This is a genomic window from Pseudomonas asturiensis, from assembly GCF_900143095.1.
Taxonomy (GTDB): Bacteria; Pseudomonadota; Gammaproteobacteria; order Pseudomonadales; family Pseudomonadaceae; genus Aquipseudomonas; species Aquipseudomonas asturiensis.
The window spans coordinates 64226-82494 of the sequence record NZ_FRDA01000014.1 but is presented as its reverse complement, the minus strand read 5'-3'; the positions used below and the strand labels follow the sequence as shown (position 1 = coordinate 82494).

Annotated in this window: 16 protein-coding genes; 10 read left to right on the top strand and 6 right to left on the bottom strand. The window is 59.4% G+C overall.

Going from position 1 to position 18269, the window contains the following annotated elements; translation table 11 throughout:
- Nucleotides 1–45 precede the first annotated feature (45 nt).
- Nucleotides 46–1416: a spinster family MFS transporter gene (locus tag BUB69_RS21345; protein ID WP_073170214.1), complete on the bottom strand. Its 1371-nt coding sequence runs from the start codon at nt 1414–1416 to the stop codon at nt 46–48.
- A gap of 233 nt (nt 1417–1649) precedes the next feature.
- Here BUB69_RS21345 and BUB69_RS21340 point away from each other — a divergent pair, with 233 nt between their 5' ends.
- The gene (locus BUB69_RS21340; RefSeq protein WP_073170213.1) at nt 1650–3965 is read left to right on the top strand and encodes a putative bifunctional diguanylate cyclase/phosphodiesterase; all 2316 of its coding nucleotides are present in this window, start codon (nt 1650–1652) and stop codon (nt 3963–3965) included.
- A gap of 119 nt (nt 3966–4084) precedes the next feature.
- On the opposite strand, the gene BUB69_RS21335 is transcribed toward BUB69_RS21340, so the two are convergent.
- On the bottom strand, nt 4085–4390 hold the full coding sequence (locus BUB69_RS21335; RefSeq protein WP_073170211.1) for a DUF2288 domain-containing protein: 306 nt from the start codon (nt 4388–4390) through the stop codon (nt 4085–4087).
- Between the two features lie 329 nt (nt 4391–4719).
- On the opposite strand from BUB69_RS21335, the gene BUB69_RS21330 reads away from it, so the two are divergent.
- From BUB69_RS21330 to BUB69_RS21310, 5 genes are all read left to right on the top strand, one after another.
- Nucleotides 4720–5844 carry a branched-chain amino acid ABC transporter substrate-binding protein gene (locus BUB69_RS21330; RefSeq protein WP_073170209.1) on the top strand — a complete coding sequence of 375 codons (1125 nt, stop codon included), beginning with the start codon at nt 4720–4722 and terminating at the stop codon, nt 5842–5844.
- A gap of 213 nt (nt 5845–6057) precedes the next feature.
- Complete coding sequence (gene livH, locus BUB69_RS21325) at nt 6058–6981, top strand: high-affinity branched-chain amino acid ABC transporter permease LivH (protein ID WP_024688524.1); 924 nt, start codon at nt 6058–6060, stop codon at nt 6979–6981.
- Nucleotides 6978–8243, top strand: coding sequence for a high-affinity branched-chain amino acid ABC transporter permease LivM (locus tag BUB69_RS21320; protein ID WP_073170207.1), 1266 nt, complete (start codon nt 6978–6980; stop codon nt 8241–8243). The genes livH and BUB69_RS21320 overlap by 4 nt, the downstream gene beginning before the upstream one ends.
- A complete protein-coding gene (gene livG / locus BUB69_RS21315; protein WP_024695491.1) occupies nt 8240–9007 on the top strand; it encodes a high-affinity branched-chain amino acid ABC transporter ATP-binding protein LivG in 768 nt (255 codons plus the stop codon). Before BUB69_RS21320 ends, livG begins: the two co-directional genes overlap by 4 nt.
- The gene (locus tag BUB69_RS21310; RefSeq protein WP_024688527.1) at nt 9008–9709 is read left to right on the top strand and encodes an ABC transporter ATP-binding protein; all 702 of its coding nucleotides are present in this window, start codon (nt 9008–9010) and stop codon (nt 9707–9709) included. It abuts the gene before it with no gap.
- 276 nt (nt 9710–9985) lie between these two features.
- On the opposite strand, the gene BUB69_RS21305 is transcribed toward BUB69_RS21310, so the two are convergent.
- On the bottom strand, nt 9986–10897 hold the full coding sequence (locus BUB69_RS21305) for a LysR family transcriptional regulator (protein WP_073170205.1): 912 nt from the start codon (nt 10895–10897) through the stop codon (nt 9986–9988).
- Between the two features lie 104 nt (nt 10898–11001).
- Here BUB69_RS21305 and BUB69_RS21300 point away from each other — a divergent pair, with 104 nt between their 5' ends.
- The 4 genes from BUB69_RS21300 (at nt 11002) to nhaA (ending at nt 15598) form a co-directional block, all read left to right on the top strand.
- The gene (locus BUB69_RS21300; protein WP_073170203.1) at nt 11002–11601 is read left to right on the top strand and encodes a short chain dehydrogenase; all 600 of its coding nucleotides are present in this window, start codon (nt 11002–11004) and stop codon (nt 11599–11601) included.
- Between the two features lie 50 nt (nt 11602–11651).
- Nucleotides 11652–12332 carry a COG3650 family protein gene (locus tag BUB69_RS21295; RefSeq protein ID WP_073170201.1) on the top strand — a complete coding sequence of 227 codons (681 nt, stop codon included), beginning with the start codon at nt 11652–11654 and terminating at the stop codon, nt 12330–12332.
- Between the two features lie 152 nt (nt 12333–12484).
- Nucleotides 12485–14098: an NAD(P)/FAD-dependent oxidoreductase gene (locus tag BUB69_RS21290; RefSeq protein WP_073170199.1), complete on the top strand. Its 1614-nt coding sequence runs from the start codon at nt 12485–12487 to the stop codon at nt 14096–14098.
- 315 nt (nt 14099–14413) lie between these two features.
- Nucleotides 14414–15598 carry a Na+/H+ antiporter NhaA gene (nhaA, locus tag BUB69_RS21285; RefSeq protein ID WP_073170196.1) on the top strand — a complete coding sequence of 395 codons (1185 nt, stop codon included), beginning with the start codon at nt 14414–14416 and terminating at the stop codon, nt 15596–15598.
- Nucleotides 15599–15665: 67 nt separating this feature from the next.
- Here nhaA and BUB69_RS21280 read toward each other — a convergent pair whose 3' ends face one another.
- The 3 genes from BUB69_RS21280 to BUB69_RS21270 form a co-directional block, all read right to left on the bottom strand.
- Nucleotides 15666–16130, bottom strand: coding sequence for an outer membrane lipoprotein (locus BUB69_RS21280; RefSeq protein ID WP_024684738.1), 465 nt, complete (start codon nt 16128–16130; stop codon nt 15666–15668).
- Nucleotides 16131–16281: 151 nt separating this feature from the next.
- Complete coding sequence (gene pdxH, locus BUB69_RS21275) at nt 16282–16929, bottom strand: pyridoxamine 5'-phosphate oxidase (RefSeq protein ID WP_073170195.1); 648 nt, start codon at nt 16927–16929, stop codon at nt 16282–16284.
- Nucleotides 16930–17121: 192 nt separating this feature from the next.
- Nucleotides 17122–18261: an OmpA family protein gene (locus tag BUB69_RS21270; protein WP_073170193.1), complete on the bottom strand. Its 1140-nt coding sequence runs from the start codon at nt 18259–18261 to the stop codon at nt 17122–17124.
- Nucleotides 18262–18269 lie beyond the last annotated feature (8 nt).

Genomic DNA, 18269 nt, shown 5'->3' with positions numbered 1-18269 from the left:
CGGGGAGCGAGCTTGCTCGCTCAAACAGACCTTGATCCGACCCACTCAAACCACCGCCCCCTCCGATACACCCTCTGCCGGTTCCTCGGCCACCATCCTTGCTTTCATGCGTTCGGCGTCCTTGCTGAAGCACCGCGATGCCTGAAACAGAAACACCAGCGTCATAAGCAATGCTGCCGGAATCAGGTACATGGCGTCGTGCAAGCCGATGGCCTTGAAGCTTTCGCTCATCACGTCGACACCCGCGACCGCCATGGCCGCGTGGGCAAAGTGATCGGACAGCAGACCCACCACCACCGGCCCCGCCCCACCGCCCAGCAGGTACAGCCCGGCAAAGAACAATGCCATCGCTGTGGCCCGCAAACGTGGCTCGACCACGTCCTGGATCGCGGTATAAACGCAGGTATAGAAGTTGTAGGCGAACAGCCAGCCCACGCTGAACACTGCCACGAACACACCGATTTCGATCCGCCCGGCGTGCAACGCATAACCCGTCGCAATCGTCGCCACCAACATGCTGAAAGCCGCAAACAACAGGCGACCGTTCGGTGAGCGCTGGTGCAGCTTATCGGCGATCCAGCCGCCCACTGTCAGGCCGACCAACCCGGTCACACCGACAATCACACCCGTTGCGACAGCCGCCTCCTGCAACGGCAGCAAGAAATAGCGTTGCAGCATCGGCACCATGAATGAGTTGCAGGCATAGGTGGCAAAGTTAAACGTAAGGCCGCCCAGTACCAGCCAGCGAAAGGTCGGAATCGACAGCACACGGCGAATCGGTTTCTCGATTTTGACTTCCGACATGCGCACGCTTTCAGCCGCGCCGCGCTTGGGTTCCTTGATAAAAAAGATGAACACCGCGAGCAGCAACCCAGGCACCGCAGCGATGAAGAACGGCGCACGCCAACTGTCGAAGGCCTTGACCATCGCACCAATGGTGAAGAACGCCAACAACAGGCCCAGCGGCAACCCCAACATGAAGATGCCCATGGCGCGGGACCGTTTATGGGCCGGGAAAAGATCACCGATCAGCGAATTGGCTGCAGGCGCGTAGCTGGCTTCGCCGATGCCGACGCCCATACGCACCAGAAGAAACGTCCAGAAGCTACTGACCATGCCGTTGACTGCCGTAAGTCCACTCCACACCGCCAGCCCGCAGCCCATCAGTTTTTTGCGCGACCCGTTGTCGGCCATGCGCCCCAGCGGCAAGCCCGCGATGGCGTACACCAACGTAAAGGCGGTCCCGAGGAGCCCGAGCTGAAAGTCGCTCAGGTGCCATTCCATTCGAATGGGCTCGACGATAATGGCCGGAATGGTACGGTCGAAGAAGTTGAACAGGTTGGCCAGAAACAGCAGAAAGAGGACGCGCCATGCATTGGCGGCCTGAGTGGGGGTTTCCGTACGAAGCGTGCTCATGAGGCAGTCGTCCCTTCTTATTAGTCGTATCAATCTAGAAGGCCCGTGCCTGACTGTCTGTAAACATTCGTAAACCGCACGCGCGGTGATGCTTTTTTATAACCATTGGTTATTGAGCCCATTCCAAATTTGTTAGTCGCCATAGTGGCAAGCTGCTAACAGCTTCTATACTCAGGTCGAATCGCCCAGGCCTTAAGCCTCGGCGCCCTGGCAGTGAAGAAATAGGGCTCGCTATGGAGTGGCTGGGTTTGAATATGTTTGTCGGCATGCCGGCAAACGGGCAATTGCTGATCGACTGCAGTCACAATCTGTTTCTGGTGGCACTGGCCTATGGCGTGGCCTGTGCGGCCTGTTTTGCCACACTGGACATCGCTGACCGGGTCATTCACGTCGACGCAACAAGGAGCCGACGAGTCTGGAAGGCGCTGGGTGCGCTTTGTCTGGCGGGTGGTGTGTGGGCCATGCATTTCATCAGCATGCTGGCCTTTCAGGCGCCGCTGACCGTGACCTATGACCTGGGCATCACGCTGGGCTCATTGCTGATTGTGCTGATGACAGCTCTGATCGCCATGAGGGCGTTGACCGTCCAGTCATTGAGCGTCAAACGGTGCCTGTTGAGCGCCCTCGTCATGGGTATCGGAATCAGCACCATGCACTACATGGGCATGGCTGCGATGCACTCGGATGCCGCGCAATATTACGAGCCGCGCACCTTCACGCTGTCGATTCTGGTGGCCATTCTGGCGAGCGTGGCCCTGCTGACGCTCTCCCGACACCTGCGCCACTACAGTGGCATGTTCCACCAAATGTTTCGGTATGGCGTGAGCCTGTTGTTGGGCGCAGGCCTTTTGACCATGCACCTGATGGGCATGCGGGCCTTGCGGCTGGTCATTCCAGCAGGGGCCGAACTGCATATCCCCAACACGGCAAACAGTCAGCAATTGGGGCTGACGATCGCCGCTATTACCCTGCTGATCATCGCGGGGAGCATCAGCGCAGCGATGGCCGACAAGAAGCTGCAGGGCAAGGAACATGATCTGCAGCGCGTCAACGCTCTGCTCAGCCAGTTGGACCAGGCGCGTGTCTCGCTCCAGCAAGTGGCGCATTACGACCCGCTCACCAACCTGATCAACCGTCGTGGTTTCAACCAGATATTCGCCGAGAGGCTGCTGGAGCACACCATTGGCAACGGCATGCTGGCGGTCATGTTTCTGGACATCGACCATTTCAAGCGCATCAATGACAGCCTGGGCCATGATGCCGGGGATGAGCTGCTGAAGGTAATTTCAGAGCGTATTCGCAGCGCCACACGCGTTCAGGATGTGGTGTCGCGCTTCGGAGGCGATGAGTTCTGCATTCTGCTGAGCATTCCCAACTACGAAGAGGCCCGTCATCTGGCGCACCGCGTCATGCAGAAAATGAAGGAACCCATTGCGCTGGCAGGCAGGCGCATGGTCATGACCACCAGTATTGGAATCGCGGTCTTTCCGCGCGACGGAGCCACGTGCGACGAACTGCTTAAACATGCGGACCTTGCGCTTTATCAATCAAAAGGCAACGGCCGTAATCGGGTCAACTTCTTCAGCCCGGCCTTGAAGACCAAGGCCAGTCTGGAATTGCACCTGGAAGAAGAACTGCGCAACGCACTGCGCGAAGAAACCGGCTTGCAGGTCTACTACCAGCCCATCGTTGACCTGCGCACCGGGCACGTGGCAAAGCTCGAAGCCCTGGTGCGCTGGAACCATCCACAACACGGGCTGCTGGTGCCGGATCGTTTCATCAGTATCGCCGAGGCCAACGGCCTGATTGCCGAACTGGACAACTGGGTATTACGTCGAGCGTGCCAGGACCTGGGCGCCTTGCGCGCCGACGGTCTGAACAAACTGATCATCACGGTGAATTGCTCCGCGCTGAACCTGAACCGCGACGAGCTGGCCGAAGAAGTCGAACACGCCTTGAGCGAGGCGAACGTGGCTCCCGGTCGACTGGAGCTTGAGGTGACCGAAAACGCCCTGATGGGCAACATCAGCAATACCATCCTGATGCTCAAGCACATCCGCAGCCTGGGGGTCTCGCTGTCCATCGACGACTTCGGCACAGGCTACTCGTCACTGGCCTACCTCAAACGCCTGCCGCTGGACACGCTGAAAATCGACCGATCCTTCATTATCGATATCCCCAAATCACCTCAGGACATGGAGATCGTCCAGGCAATCATCGTCATGGCGCACACCCTGCATCTCAAGGTCGTGACGGAAGGCGTAGAGACTCCCGCGCAACTGGAGTTCCTGAGCCAGTTCGGCAGCGATTACGTGCAGGGCTACCTGTTCAGCAAGCCGCAGCCTCTGGAGCGGATACTGCCCATGGTCAGGCAAATGAATCAACGCGACCCTGTTAGCCTGTGGCCCGCCTCCCTCATGCTGGAAGCCAGAGTGACGGAACGCGACACACCGGTATCAATGGACCTGTTCGACGACCTGCCTGGCGCAGAGCATGCTGTCGCAGCACGCAATCCACAGCGCACTCAACGCTCGCGATCGACCGATTGAGAGGTTCCGTAATGCGCCTGAAAGAAGCCGGACCCTGTGGCGTTTGGATACGAGAACGAAAGCCGGGTTACGTTCTCACCCAATTATTCACCACCAGACGCACCAAAAATGAGCACCAATTATTCGGCCGCCCTGTTTTGAATCAACACCCAAGGTGCCACTACCACTGCCCAAAGCACCGGATCCTGCTCCACAAGCTCCATTGCCTTTGATTCAGACACCTTGCCGACCTGTCCGTCGGCCAGCCACGCAGACACTTTGGATGCGTCATTTTCGGCCACTGCCTCGGCCACTTCGATCAAATCCAGCGGCAGTTCGACCCACAACAGGGCACCCTTGGCAAAGAATGGTTGCAATTCTTTCCACGAAATAGAAGCGGTCTCACCAAGCAGTTTGGCATAGAGGGTGCTAGGTTCTTGCGTCATGGGTTTCACCAAAAAGAAAATCGGCGCAATGATACCGCCGCCTTTCCCGCAGACAAACCCAGAAGCAAGTGATTGATTGCAGGAGAGTCCACACATCCACCACGCTGCGCCGGGTTTTTCAAAACCCTATGTGGTTGGATTATGTAACTTTCTTTCGATTAAGCGACACACACCGGTCCACTCCCCCGCCCCACGCTTTCCAAGCGATTCACCGGCACTCTAAACTGTTCCGGTACAGTTGGCGGAGCGGGGGAAAGACCGGTGTCGAAGCCGGTCCTGTAGCCTTGGCCAGCAGGATTATAAAAACTACAACGCAAGAGTGGAGCATCATGACTAAGGGTACCAAGAAGCTTTCCAAGCTGTTTGCCGCATTGGTTATGGCAGGGGTTGCCAGCCATTCGTTCGCAGCTGACACCATCAAGATCGGCATCGCCGGCCCGAAAACCGGCCCTGTAGCCGAGTACGGCACCATGCAGTTCAACGGCGCCAAGATGGCCATCGAGCAGATCAACGCCAAAGGCGGCGTGGATGGCAAGAAACTCGAAGCCGTCGAATACGATGATGCCTGCGATCCGAAACAGGCCGTTGCAGTCGCCAACAAGGTCGTCAACGACGGCGTGAAATACGTCATCGGCCACCTGTGCTCCAGCTCCGCTCAACCTGCTTCCGACGTCTATGAAGACGAAGGCATCATCATGGTGACTCCAGCAGCCACCAGCCCTGACATCACCAGCCGTGGCTACAAGCTGGTGTTCCGCACCATCGGTCTGGACAGCGCGCAAGGCCCGGCAGCCGGTAACTACATCGCCGACGTCGCCAAGCCTAAAATCGTTGCGGTCATTCATGACAAACAGCAGTACGGTGAGGGTATTGCCTCTGCTGTGAAGAAAACCCTGGAAGACAAAGGCGTCAAGGTTGCCCTGTTCGAAGGCATCAACGCCGGCGACAAGGACTTCTCTTCGCTGATCGCCAAGCTCAAGCAAGCCAATGTCGACTTCGTCTACTACGGCGGCTACCACCCTGAACTGGGCCAGATCCTGCGCCAGTCCAAGGAAAAAGGCCTGAACGCCAGGTTCATGGGTCCTGAAGGCGTGGGCAACGAGTCCATCTCGCAAATCGCTGGCGAAGCCTCTGAAGGCCTGCTGGTCACCCTGCCGAAGTCCTTCGACCAGGACCCTGCCAACCAGGCGCTGACCAAGGCATTCAAGGACAAGAACCAGGACCCGAGCGGTCCGTTCGTGTACCCGTCCTACTCCGCCGTTCAGGTCATTGCTGACGGCATCGCTGCCGCCAAGTCCGAAGACACCGACAAAGTGGCAGCCGCCATCCACGCCGGTACCTTCAAGACCCCGATGGGCGAATTGAGCTACGACGCCAAGGGCGACCTGAAGAACTTCCAGTTCGTGGTCTACGAATGGCACTTCGGCAAGCCGAAGACCGAAGCCGCCAAATAAGCAGCTTGCGTTGACAACCGAAGCCCACTGCAACCGCAGTGGGCTTTGTTTTACGAATCATGGCCCGCTTGCCGAGATCCGGTAACGAGGCCCCCTGAAAATCTTAAAACCGTTACCAGCGGTTCGCTGGCAGCGTCACCGGCAACGCATCGACAGAATGCGTACCCGACGCAGGCCGGAGAAATGCAGATCAGGTTTTTAGGAGCGCGGTAAATGCCCGAGTTATTCCACTACATGCAACAGTTGGTCAATGGCCTGACCATTGGCAGCACGTATGCATTGATTGCCATCGGCTACACGATGGTTTACGGCATCATCGGAATGATCAACTTCGCCCACGGCGAGGTGTACATGATCGGTTCCTACGTTGCGTTCATGGCGCTTGCCGGCCTTGCAATGATGGGCATCGACAGCCTGCCGCTGTTGATGATCGCAGGCTTCGCCGCCTCCATCATCGTCACCAGTGCCTACGGTTACAGCATCGAACGCGTCGCCTACCGTCCGTTGCGCAACAGCAACCGTCTTATTCCACTGATTTCTGCGATCGGGATGTCGATCTTTCTGCAGAACTCGGTTCAGCTTTCCCAGGGTTCCGGCAACTTTGCCATCCCCAACCTGCTGCCCGGCAGCCTGTCCTTCGGTCCAGGCGGCGCACAGGAAGTGCTGATTTCCTACATGCAAATCGTGGTGTTCGTCGTCACGCTGCTGGCCATGACCGGGCTGACCCTGTTCATCTCCCGCTCGCGTATGGGCCGCGCCTGCCGCGCCTGCGCCGAAGACATGAAGATGGCCAACCTGCTGGGGATCAACACCAATACCATCATTGCCCTGACCTTCGTAGTCGGTGCCGCGCTGGCTGCCGTTGCCGCCATGTTGCTGAGCATGCAATACGGTGTGATCAACCCGAGCGCCGGTTTCCTGGTAGGCCTCAAGGCATTCACGGCTGCGGTACTGGGCGGCATCGGGTCGATCCCCGGCGCCGTGCTGGGCGGTCTGGTGCTGGGCGTCGCCGAAGCCTTCGGTGCCGACATCTTTGGCGATCAGTACAAGGACGTCGTGGCCTTCGGCCTGCTGGTTCTCGTGCTGCTGTTCCGCCCGACCGGCATTCTGGGTCGTCCGGAGGTTGAAAAAGTATGAGCAAGTCCTTCAAACAGGCGCTGTTCAGCGCTGCACTGGTGTGGGCCGTTGCCTATCCGGTGTTTGGCCTGAAACTGGCCTTTTCCGGCGTGACCCTGCAAGTGCAGAACGCCAGCCCCATGACCCTGACCATCATCGCGATCTGTTCAGTCCTGCTGTTTCTGCGCGTGCTGTTCGCCGAGAAGATCAGCGGCCTGCGCCGTGGTGAACGCGCTCCGCTGATTTCGCAGAAAACCAGCGACCTCATGACCCGGCCGAGCACCCAGCGCTGGGGTCTCGCAGCGCTGATCGTGCTGGCGTTCGTCTGGCCGTTCTTCGGCTCGCGCGGCGCGGTGGATATCGCGACGCTGATTCTGATCTACGTGATGCTGGGCCTGGGCCTGAACATCGTGGTCGGTCTGGCGGGTCTGCTGGACCTGGGCTATGTGGGTTTCTACGCGGTCGGTGCCTATGGCTACGCCCTGCTGTCGCACTACTTCGGCCTGAGCTTCTGGGAGTGCCTGCCGCTGGCCGGTCTGCTGGCGGCGCTGTTCGGCTTCCTGCTGGGCTTCCCGGTTCTGAGGCTACGCGGAGATTATCTGGCCATCGTGACCCTGGGTTTCGGTGAAATCATCCGCATCTTCCTGCGCAACCTGACCAGCGTCACCGGCGGCCCGAACGGCATCAGCAACATCGAGAAACCGACCCTGTTCGGCCTGAGCTTCGAACGCCGTGCTGCCGAAGGTGCGCAGACGTTCCATCAGTATTTCGGCCTGGACTACAACCCGATCAGCAAAGTGATCTTCCTCTACCTGATCGCCCTGTTGCTGGCGCTGGCAGCGCTGTTCGTCATCAATCGCCTGCTGCGCATGCCGATCGGCCGTGCCTGGGAAGCGTTGCGCGAAGACGAAATCGCCTGCCGCGCACTGGGCCTCAATCCGACGGTGATCAAGCTGTCGGCGTTTACCCTGGGCGCAGCATTCGCAGGTTTTGCAGGCAGCTTCTTCGCCGCTCGCCAGGGTCTGGTGACGCCTGAGTCCTTCACCTTCATCGAGTCGGCGATCATTCTGGCCATCGTGGTACTCGGCGGCATGGGCTCGCAACTGGGCGTGATTCTGGCGGCCATCGTGATGATCCTGCTGCCTGAACTGATGCGTGAGTTCAGCGATTACCGCATGTTGATGTTCGGTGCCCTGATGGTGCTGATGATGATCTGGCGTCCTCAAGGTTTCCTGCCAATGCAACGACCTGTCATGAAGTTGAAAGCGGAGGTGGCCAAATGAGCCAGCCTCTTCTGCAAGCCACGAACCTGAGCATGCGCTTCGGCGGTCTGCTCGCCGTCAACGGCGTGGGCCTCACCGTCCATGAAAAACAGGTCGTCTCGATGATCGGCCCCAACGGTGCGGGCAAGACCACCGTGTTCAACTGCCTGACCGGTTTCTACAAGCCCAGCGGCGGCACGATCCTGCTGGACGGCGAGCCGATTCAAGGCCTGGCCGGTCACCAGATCGCCCGCAAGGGTGTGGTGCGTACCTTCCAGAACGTACGTCTGTTCAAGGAAATGACCGCGGTCGAGAACCTGCTGGTTGCCCAGCATCGTCACTTGAACACCAACTTCCTGTCCGGCCTGTTCAAGACGCCCGCCTTCCGCCGCAGCGAACGCGAAGCCATGGACTACGCCGAGCACTGGCTGGACGCCGTCAACCTGAAGGAATTCGCCAATCGCCCCGCAGGTACACTGGCCTACGGTCAGCAACGCCGCCTGGAAATCGCCCGCTGCATGATGACGCGCCCGCGCATCCTCATGCTGGACGAACCGGCAGCCGGTCTGAATCCCAAGGAAACCGAAGATCTGAAAGCGCTCATCGGCGTGCTGCGCAACGAGCATAACGCCACGGTGCTGCTGATCGAGCACGACATGAAACTGGTGATGAGCATTTCCGACCACATCGTAGTGATCAATCAGGGCACGCCACTGGCCGACGGTACGCCGGAACAGATTCGTGACAATCCTGAAGTGATCAAAGCCTACCTGGGGGAAGCGTAAATGCTGCAGTTCGAAAACGTTTCCACGTTCTACGGCAAGATCCAGGCGCTGCACAGCGTCAACGTGGAAGTACGTCAGGGCGAGATCGTCACCCTGATCGGTGCCAACGGCGCCGGCAAATCCACACTGCTGATGACCCTGTGCGGCTCGCCACGCGCTCACAGCGGCAGCATCCGCTACATGGGTGAGGAACTGGTTGGTCAGGACTCGTCGGTGATCATGCGCAAGAGCATCGCAGTGGTGCCGGAAGGCCGCCGCGTGTTTGCCCGCCTGACGGTCGAAGAAAACCTGGCCATGGGCGGCTTTTTCACCGAGAAAGGTGATTATCAGGAGCAGATGGACAAAGTCCTGCACCTGTTCCCGCGCCTCAAGGAACGCTTCACACAGCGCGGTGGCACCATGTCCGGCGGCGAACAACAGATGCTCGCCATCGGCCGCGCGCTGATGAGCAAGCCCAAGCTGTTACTGCTGGACGAACCGTCGCTGGGTCTGGCTCCCATCATCATTCAGCAGATTTTCGAGATCGTCGAACAACTGCGGCGTGATGGCGTGACCGTATTCCTGGTCGAGCAGAATGCCAACCAGGCCCTGAAAGTTGCCGACCGCGCGTATGTCCTGGAAAACGGCCGCGTGGTGATGCAGGGTACAGGTGAGGAACTGTTGGTCGATCCGAAAGTGCGGGACGCTTACCTGGGCGGCTAGCGAGAGGTGCGATGGTCGCGCCCATGCTATAGCGCTCATCGTTATCCACACGTCTTGCTGCAACCAACGAACTGTGGGAGGCGGCTTGGGCTTGCCGGCGGTGCTTTTCTGAAGCGACCTATCCGTCACTGAACGGACGCCATCGCCGGCAAGCCGCCTCCCACAGGTTATGCATTCAGTCAGCCACGTTTGTTTTGGTCCTGTTTTACGCGTCTTCCGGACTTGTGTATGACGACGAGCGCTCCTGCGTGGCTAAGGTCATGCCACCGCTCAACATCACGCCAACCGCCCCAGCGCAGAGCTGCTGCGTTCGAACCATCGCACCAGATAATCTGCCAGCACCTGCACCCTTCGAGGCACTTTGCTTTCATAGGGATGTACCAGGAACATCGGCGTCGTTGCCGTCTGGTATTCGCGAAACAGCCAGTGCAGGCGTGCGTCGTCGAGTTCTTCGTGCACCATGTAGAACGGTAGCCGCGCGATGCCCGCACCGGCCAGTGCCGCCTTTTTCAACAGACTGTAGTGATTGCTGGCAAACGGCCCATCGATTTGCACACGCTTCAACTCGTGATGCTGATGGTAAAGCCACTCATACCGGCCGCTGTAGTGGCTATTGATCAGGCAACGATGCCGCGTCAGATCATCAGGCGTCTGCGGCCAGCCATGCTCATCCAGATACTGCGCACTGGCACAGGTCAGTTCCTGCATCGCCAGCAGCGGTCGGGCCACCAGCCGCTCATCGCTTGCGACCTGTGAACGTATCGCCAGATCAAACCCTTCACGCCGCAAATCGCTGAAGCTGTTGCTCAGCTCAAGCTCGATTTTCACCTGCGGATAGGCCTCGTAAAACTCCATCAACAAACCGTCAAAGAAGGTTTCACCCAAAGAGACGGGTGTCGTGATACGCACCTCTCCGACCACGTCATCACGCATCAGCGCCACAATGCTGCGCGCCCGCTCCATGTGGGATATCAACTGCCGGGCCTGAGGCAACAACGCAGCTCCCGCCGAGGTGAGGCTCAACGTGCGCGTGGTGCGGTGCAGCAACTGCACGCCGTAGGTCTTCTCCAACTGAGAAATCCGCTTCGACAATCGCCCTTTGCTGCAGCTCAAACGCTGTGCGGCAGCAGTAAAACTGCCTGCCTCGATCAGGACTGCAAAGGCTGCCAGATCCTCCATCTCGCTCACGGATTGTTTCCTGTCAAGAACCAAAGGTTTCCAATTAGCATCTTTATCGATGGATATACAACTTTCTACACTGACCGCTCATTTGATCCTTGTGGAGCGACGCAATGAAAATCCTGTTGATTGGAGCAAGCGGAACCGTGGGCTCGGCGATTGAACGCGAACTGGGATCCCGGCACGAGATCGTGCGGATAGGCCGCAACAGTGGCGACGAGCGCGTCGATATCAGCGACAGCGCATCGATTCGTGCGCTGTTTGAACGTGTGGGCAGCTTCGATGCGCTGATCTGCGCAGCGGGCAGTGTGAAGTTCGTGCCTTTGGCAGACATGAGCGAAGCCGATTTCGCACTGGGTCTGCAGGACAAGCTGATGGGCCAGGTCAACCTGCTGCTGATCGGCAAGGCGTTTGCCAACCAGGGTGCGTCGTTCACGTTGACCTCGGGCGTGCTGAGTCAGGAGCCGATCCTGTCGGGCAGCTCGGCCAGTCTGGTCAACGGTGCGATCGACGCTTTCGTGCGGGCAGCGGCTATAGAGTTGCCGCACGGGATGCGGGTGAACTCGGTGAGCCCCACTGTGCTGCTCGAATCCATGGAGCGATACGGTACTTACTTCAGAGGCTTTAAACCGGTTCCGGCTGCAGACGTAGCACTGGCCTACGCCAAGAGCGTAGAAGGCTTGCACACCGGACAGACGTATCAGGTCTTGTGATGCGGCAACAGTCTGCGTAACGTGGCGGCACTTGTCTGGAGACCCGCCCCATGTTTGCTGCTCGTTCTGTCCTCGTATTCGCGCTTCTGCCACTGTTCGCCGGCTGCCAGATGCTTGGCAGCAAGACCGACACACCGAAAGTCTCCACGGTCGGCATGATCCGCATGCAGGGCGACCTGACCGGTGAGAACGGGCAGTTGATGTTCAAACCGTGCAACGAGCAGCGCCGCTATGTGGTCAAGGACCGCAACAACACCGGGATCCTGCAGGAAGCCGCGAGCCTTGCCGACAGCAAGGGCCGTGTCTTTGCTGACCTGCGGGGTGCGTTTGCCGCCAGCAAGGCTGCCAACAGCGACGGCCAGCTGGACCTGCATCAGGTTTACCGTGTCGAGCGGCCCGGCCAGTCCTGCGATGATCTGAATTTCAAACGTCTGACCTTGCACGTCAATGGCAACAAACCCGCCTGGAACGTCAACGTCAGCGGCAAAGGCATGGTGCTGGAACGAGAAGGCCAGCCGCCGCTCGCTGTACCCTACCTGGAAGAGCAACTGCCGGACGGCAGCTTCAGTGTCAGCAGCGAAGCCAACAACCAGCGCATCGAACTCTGGGTGGCGCCTCAGCGCTGTGTCGACAGCGTCAACGGCTCGGTACAACACCTCACCGCCGAACTGCGTCTGAATGGTCAGTCCCAGCGCGGCTGCGGCTACTACGGTGGCTCGCGGGACGATTGATCCGAGCCATTATCCGTTTTTGGCGACCGATGGCACCCATCGTCGCCAGGACTGCACACCCCGACTCGCCGTCAAAGGGGTTCAGCGCTTATAATCGCCGGTTCTTGTAGTGCTGTCGGGCTGAACCTGCGGCCCGAAAACTGGACCCTTCAATGTTACGAATCACCGAACTCAAACTGCCGATCGACCACCCGGACGAAGACCTGCGCCCTGCCCTCTTGCAGCGTCTGGGCATCGACAGCAGCGAACTGCTGGACTTCACGCTGTTCAAGCGCAGCTACGACGCGCGCAAGAAGTCCTCCGAACTGTGCTTTATCTACACCATCGACTTTCAGGTCAGTGACGAAGACGCATTGCTGCGCAAGCTGGCCAATGATCGCCACGTCGGCCCTGCGCCTGACATCAGCTACAAGGTGGTGGGCCACGCGCCTGAAGGCCTGAGCGAGCGACCGATCGTCGTCGGCTTCGGCCCCTGCGGGATCTTCGCCGGGCTGCTGCTGGCGCAGATGGGCTTCAAGCCGATCATCCTCGAACGCGGCAAGGAAGTGCGTCAGCGCACCAAGGACACCTGGGGCCTGTGGCGCAAGAACGTCCTGAATCCGGAATCCAACGTCCAGTTTGGCGAAGGTGGCGCGGGCACGTTCTCTGACGGCAAGCTTTACAGCCAGATCAAGGACCCACACTTTCATGGCCGCAAGGTCCTGCATGAGTTCGTGAAGGCAGGCGCGCCGGAGGAAATTCTCTACGTCAGCAAGCCCCATATCGGCACTTTCCGACTGACTGGCGTCGTTGAGCACATGCGTCATCAGATCGAGGCGCTGGGCGGCGAAGTACGCTTTGAGCAGCGCGTCACTGACCTGATGATCGAAGACGGCCAACTGAACGGCGTCGTGCTGGATGGCGGCGAGCAAATCGCGTCGCGCCATGTGATTCTCGCCTTGGGCCACAGCGCCCGTGACACGTTCCGCATGCTCCACGGCCGTGGTGTATTCATGGAAGCCAAGCCGTTTTCGGTGGGCTTTCGTATCGAACATCCACAGTCGCTGATCGACCGTGCCCGGCTGGGCAAGTACGCCGGTCACCCGAAACTGGGGGCTGCCGACTATAAGCTGGTCCACCACGCCAGCAACGGCCGTTCGGTGTACAGCTTCTGCATGTGCCCTGGCGGTACGGTGGTCGCCGCGACGTCCGAACCGAACCGCGTTGTGACCAACGGCATGAGTCAGTACTCACGCAACGAACGCAACGCCAACTCGGGCATCGTGGTGGGCATCACGCCGGAGCAGGACTTTCCGGGCAGCCCGCTGGCCGGCATCGAGTTACAGGAGCGTCTGGAGTCTCACGCTTACCTGCTGGGCGGCAGTACCTATGAAGCGCCTGCGCAACTGGTCGGCGACTTCATCGCGGGCAAGGCGTCCACGGCGCTGGGCAGCGTCGAGCCTTCCTACAAGCCCGGCGTGAAGCTGGTCGATCTGGCTGAAGCATTGCCTGCCTTTGCCATCGAAGCCATTCGTGAAGCACTGCCCGCCTTCGACAAGCAGATCAAAGGCTTTTCGTTGCACGACGCAGTGCTGACCGGCATCGAAACCCGCACCTCTGCCCCCCTGCGCATTACGCGCGGCCCGAACATGCAGAGCCTCAACACCAAGGGCCTGTATCCGGCCGGTGAAGGCGCGGGCTATGCCGGCGGTATCCTGTCTGCAGGCGTGGACGGCATCCGCATTGCCGAAGCGCTGGTGCGTGACATGCTGGGGATTGAAGGCTGACACCCTGATGCCGCTACCGCGGACGCCATAATGACGTCCGTGGTAGTGGAGTTTCAGGGTGATCACCTTCAGTTCGATGCCACACGTCCTGTCTTACACACTAATGAAGTTACAAATTAATAGTAGAAACATGCTTTTTAGGAAATGTCCTACACTATAAAAAGATATGTTTACGACTTAAGCAGTTACACAATTATTAGTCTATTTAAATCAAGACACAGCCTGTCATTTTTAGAACAAAAACGAATATAACTTTTGTTTTAACTTCCCAATCAACACGTTAGGGTATCGATCCTTTTTTACCGTAGACGGAGAATGGTCGCGCCCATGCGAAATACCATTACACGCTTCTTCCAGCTTGAAGCGGCTGGCGGCCTGTTGTTGATCGCCGCTGCCGCTTTGGCCCTATTCGTTAATAACTCGCCACTTTCCTGGCTTTATAACGCTTTTCTTGAAACACCCGTTGTGACGCAGATTGGCGCAGTGCAAATCGCCAAGCCATTGTTGTTATGGATCAACGACGGCCTCATGGCGCTGTTCTTTCTGCTTATTGGTCTGGAGGTCAAGCGCGAAGTTCTCGAGGGTCATCTCTCCAAGCCCTCGCAAATTGTATTGCCGGGTGCAGCCGCCATCGGCGGTATGGTGGTTCCGGCGCTGATCTACGTTGCGCTGAACACCGGTAACCCAGAAGCCTTGAGCGGCTGGGCCATTCCAATGGCCACCGACATCGCCTTCGCCCTCGGCGTGCTGGCGCTGCTCGGCAAGCGGGTGCCCGTCTCGCTCAAGCTGTTTTTGATGACACTGGCAATCATTGATGACCTGGGCGCGATCATCGTGATTGCGCTGGTCTACTCCGGCGAGCTGTCACAACTCTCGCTGATACTGGCAGCGGTATCGATCATCGCGCTGATTGTGCTGAACCGTCTGGGCGTAAGTAAACTTGCGCCTTATCTGCTGATCGGCCTGGTGTTGTGGGTCTGCGTCCTGAAAAGCGGCGTCCATGCGACGCTGGCAGGTGTGGTGCTGGCGTTCTGCATTCCACTTCGAACCCGCGCCAGGACGTCACCGTTGCTGACCCTGGAGCACAGCCTGCATCCCTGGATCGCGTACGGCATCCTGCCGCTGTTCGCGTTCGCCAACGCCGGTGTGTCGCTGGCGGGCGTAACAATGGACAGCTTCACTCATCCGGTGCCGCTGGGCATCGCTGCAGGCCTGTTGCTGGGTAAGACGCTGGGGGTATTCGGGCTGACGTGGCTGGCGGTCAAGACGCGCATGGCTTCGCTGCCAAAGGACGCGAACTGGGGTCATGTGCTGGGGGTTTCGATCCTGTGCGGCATCGGCTTCACCATGAGTCTGTTTGTCGGCTCGCTGGCGTTCGAACCCGGTGTCAGCGCCTTTGCCGGGGAAGATCGCATGGGCATCCTGACCGGATCGATACTGTCGGCCATCATCGGCTATGGCGTGATGGTTGCGGCCTGCCGGGCATCGCTGAAACGCTGACCGGACAGCCTGAAACGAAAAACCCCGAGGCATCAGGCTCGGGGTCTTCAGTGATCCGCCAGGCAGATCAGTGTGTCACGCGGCTCGTGCCGTTGACCGTCATGATGCGGACGCGCTCGCCGACCCGGAAAATCTCGTTTTCCTGAACCTGCTGCACATAGGCGCGCATGCTGCCGTCGTCTTCACGCACGGTAATTTCCACGCCCTGAGTGCGGGTCAGACCTTCCTCGGTCGCAGAACCCAACAGACCGCCCGCCACTGCACCGATCACCGCTGCCACGACGCTGCCGCGACCACCACCGATTGCGCTGCCGCCTACACCACCCACCACCGCACCGGCGCCTGCGCCAATCGGGGTCTTGGTGCCTTCGATTTTCACCGGACGCAACGATTCAACAGTGCCCAGGCGAACGGTTTGTACAGTCCGGGCCTCATCGCGGGAGTAGGAGTCACCGGTGAGATTGGAAGTGCAGCCGCCCAACGTCAGTGCCATGGCAGTGAACGAGGCAGCCAGAAGAGCAGACTTGCGCATAAAAGGTATCTCCAGAGGAACCAGTGGCCATTAGACTACCCGACACAGGTGCTGTCACGGCCCCGGATCCGCAAATTAAATTCATTCAGGCGTCATACAGCGACTGCCCGCTTACGTAAGGCTAAGACGGTGCGACCCGCGAATAATTCAATCAGGGTGCAAGGCGCTCACGCGTCCATTGGCCGTCTACCCAACGATAGTTCAAACGGTCATGGAGGCGACTGGAACGGCCCTGCCAGAACTCGATTCGCTCAGGCAGCAGACGATAGCCACCCCAGTGCTCGGGACAATGGGGCGCGGTGTCGAGAAAGCGCTGTTCGGTCTGTTTGATCAGTTGTTCAAGCGCTTCGCGGTCGGCGATCACCCGGCTCTGTGGCGACGCCCATGCACCGAGCCGACTGCCCAGCGGACGAACCTGATAGTAAGCATCAGATTCCTGTGCAGTGACCTTCACCACACGCCCCTCGATGCGCACCTGACGTTCGAGCGTCGGCCAGAAAAACGTCATCGCGGCGAATGGACGAGCGGCCAGTTGCTGACCTTTGGCGCTGTCGTAATTGGTGAAAAAAGTGAAACCTTGTGTGTCCAGGCCCTTGAGCAGCAGCACTCGGCAGTGCGGGCGCCCCTCTTCATCGACCGTCGCCAGGGTCATGGCGTTGGCCTCGACCGGTGCCTGCTCGGTCTTGACCGCCTCGGCGAACCACTGATGAAACAATGCGAACGGCTCGTCCGGTGACTGCGCTTCGGTCAGTCCGTCGCGGGTGTAGTCACGGCGCATGTCAGCCAGGGTCTGGGTCATGGTGTCATTCCTTTTGGCGCGGCTGGTTTTTCGACGGCTGATTGGTGAGCTTATACCCCCAGCCTGAACGTGCCCACGCGCCTGGGCATGCAGCCGTGACGCTCTGCGTCATATCAGCGACACAGAGCGTACGAAGAGGTGTTCCCACGCCACGCATGGGAACGAACAGGCCCCAGGAGCGCGATCAGGCGATCAGTTGCTGGCCTGGGCGTCGGGCTTCTTGGCAGCAGTATCCTTGGCCGGAGTCTTGGTCGCGGCAGGCTTCTTCGCTGCTGTGGTCGACTTGGCCGGAGCAGCCTTCTTGGCGGTGCTGGCCTTGGCCGGTGCCGCTTTCTTGGCCGTGTCTTTCTTGGTCGCGGCCGCTTTCTTGGCAGGCGCCGGAGCAGGCGCAGGCTTGACGTCCTGCACGGCGACGAGCGTCGGGGCGACCGGCGGCAGCGCATAGCGGCTCATCAGTGCAAGCATGGTGTCCTGAGGCGTCATCAGGATTTCGACGCGACGGTTCAGTGCACGGCCCTGCGCACTGTCATTGGCTGCACGCGGCATCACCGCGCCCATGCCACGCTGGCTCAAACGCTGACGCTCAAGGCCGCTGAGGCGGAAGATCGCGGCCACCGATTGTGCGCGTTCCTGACTGATTTTCTGATTGGCTTCGGTGGGACCCGAGGTGTCGGCGTGGCCCAGAATCAGCACGGCCGTGCGCTTGTCACCCTCGACAGCCTTGGCCAGACGGGTAATCGGACCCAGCGTGACCGGCAGCAACATCGCCGGGCGATCAGGGTTAAACGAGCTGTCTACCGGCGCAGTTATCGCCAGCAGGTCTTCACGGCGCTCCAGTTCAAACGGTGTGTCCTTGATGGCAGCGCGCACACGCGGCTCGTATTCGTCCAGCCAGGCTTTGGTCACTTTCGGATCAGGCATTGGCAGGGCTTTAGGCTCGTCCTTCTTGGCCTCGGAACTGCCGAATGGCCACCACCACTTGCTGTCCGTTTCAGACTTGGCGACCAGCGCAGGGGCAGCCGGCTTGTCCGCTGGCTTGCTGGCGACTGTGTCAGGTTTTGCCGCGGCCTTGTCGTCCGAGCTGAATGGCCAGTACCAAGGACTGCTGCTCTGTGCGTCAGCAGCAGGCGCTGGTTTGTCAGCGGCCTTGGCTACGGGCGCAGCAGGCGCTGGGCTGGAAGCCGGAGCCTTGGCAGACGCATTGTCGACGGCACTGCCCGAACCAAACTGCCACCAATGGCCTTCAGTCGCAGCAGAATCGGATTGAGGGGTTTGAGCACAGCCGGTGACGGCGATACACAGAGCGAGAACGAGGCTTTTATTGGACGACATGGATGACC

Excerpts from the sequence above, each read along its gene's own strand:
- BUB69_RS21335 (WP_073170211.1), bottom strand. The coding sequence starts at position 4,390 with ATGACGCAAGAACCTAGCACCCTCTATGCCAAACTGCTTGGTGAGACC.
- nhaA (WP_073170196.1), top strand. The coding sequence starts at position 14,414 with ATGGTCGCGCCCATGCGAAATACCATTACACGCTTCTTCCAGCTTGAA.
- BUB69_RS21320 (WP_073170207.1), top strand. The coding sequence starts at position 6,978 with ATGAGCAAGTCCTTCAAACAGGCGCTGTTCAGCGCTGCACTGGTGTGG.
- BUB69_RS21270 (WP_073170193.1), bottom strand. The coding sequence starts at position 18,261 with ATGTCGTCCAATAAAAGCCTCGTTCTCGCTCTGTGTATCGCCGTCACC.
- BUB69_RS21340 (WP_073170213.1), top strand. The coding sequence starts at position 1,650 with ATGGAGTGGCTGGGTTTGAATATGTTTGTCGGCATGCCGGCAAACGGG.
- BUB69_RS21280 (WP_024684738.1), bottom strand. The coding sequence starts at position 16,130 with ATGCGCAAGTCTGCTCTTCTGGCTGCCTCGTTCACTGCCATGGCACTG.
- pdxH (WP_073170195.1), bottom strand. The coding sequence starts at position 16,929 with ATGACCCAGACCCTGGCTGACATGCGCCGTGACTACACCCGCGACGGA.
- BUB69_RS21295 (WP_073170201.1), top strand. The coding sequence starts at position 11,652 with ATGTTTGCTGCTCGTTCTGTCCTCGTATTCGCGCTTCTGCCACTGTTC.
- BUB69_RS21345 (WP_073170214.1), bottom strand. The coding sequence starts at position 1,416 with ATGAGCACGCTTCGTACGGAAACCCCCACTCAGGCCGCCAATGCATGG.
- BUB69_RS21290 (WP_073170199.1), top strand. The coding sequence starts at position 12,485 with ATGTTACGAATCACCGAACTCAAACTGCCGATCGACCACCCGGACGAA.
- livH (WP_024688524.1), top strand. The coding sequence starts at position 6,058 with ATGCCCGAGTTATTCCACTACATGCAACAGTTGGTCAATGGCCTGACC.
- BUB69_RS21300 (WP_073170203.1), top strand. The coding sequence starts at position 11,002 with ATGAAAATCCTGTTGATTGGAGCAAGCGGAACCGTGGGCTCGGCGATT.
- BUB69_RS21330 (WP_073170209.1), top strand. The coding sequence starts at position 4,720 with ATGACTAAGGGTACCAAGAAGCTTTCCAAGCTGTTTGCCGCATTGGTT.
- BUB69_RS21310 (WP_024688527.1), top strand. The coding sequence starts at position 9,008 with ATGCTGCAGTTCGAAAACGTTTCCACGTTCTACGGCAAGATCCAGGCG.
- livG (WP_024695491.1), top strand. The coding sequence starts at position 8,240 with ATGAGCCAGCCTCTTCTGCAAGCCACGAACCTGAGCATGCGCTTCGGC.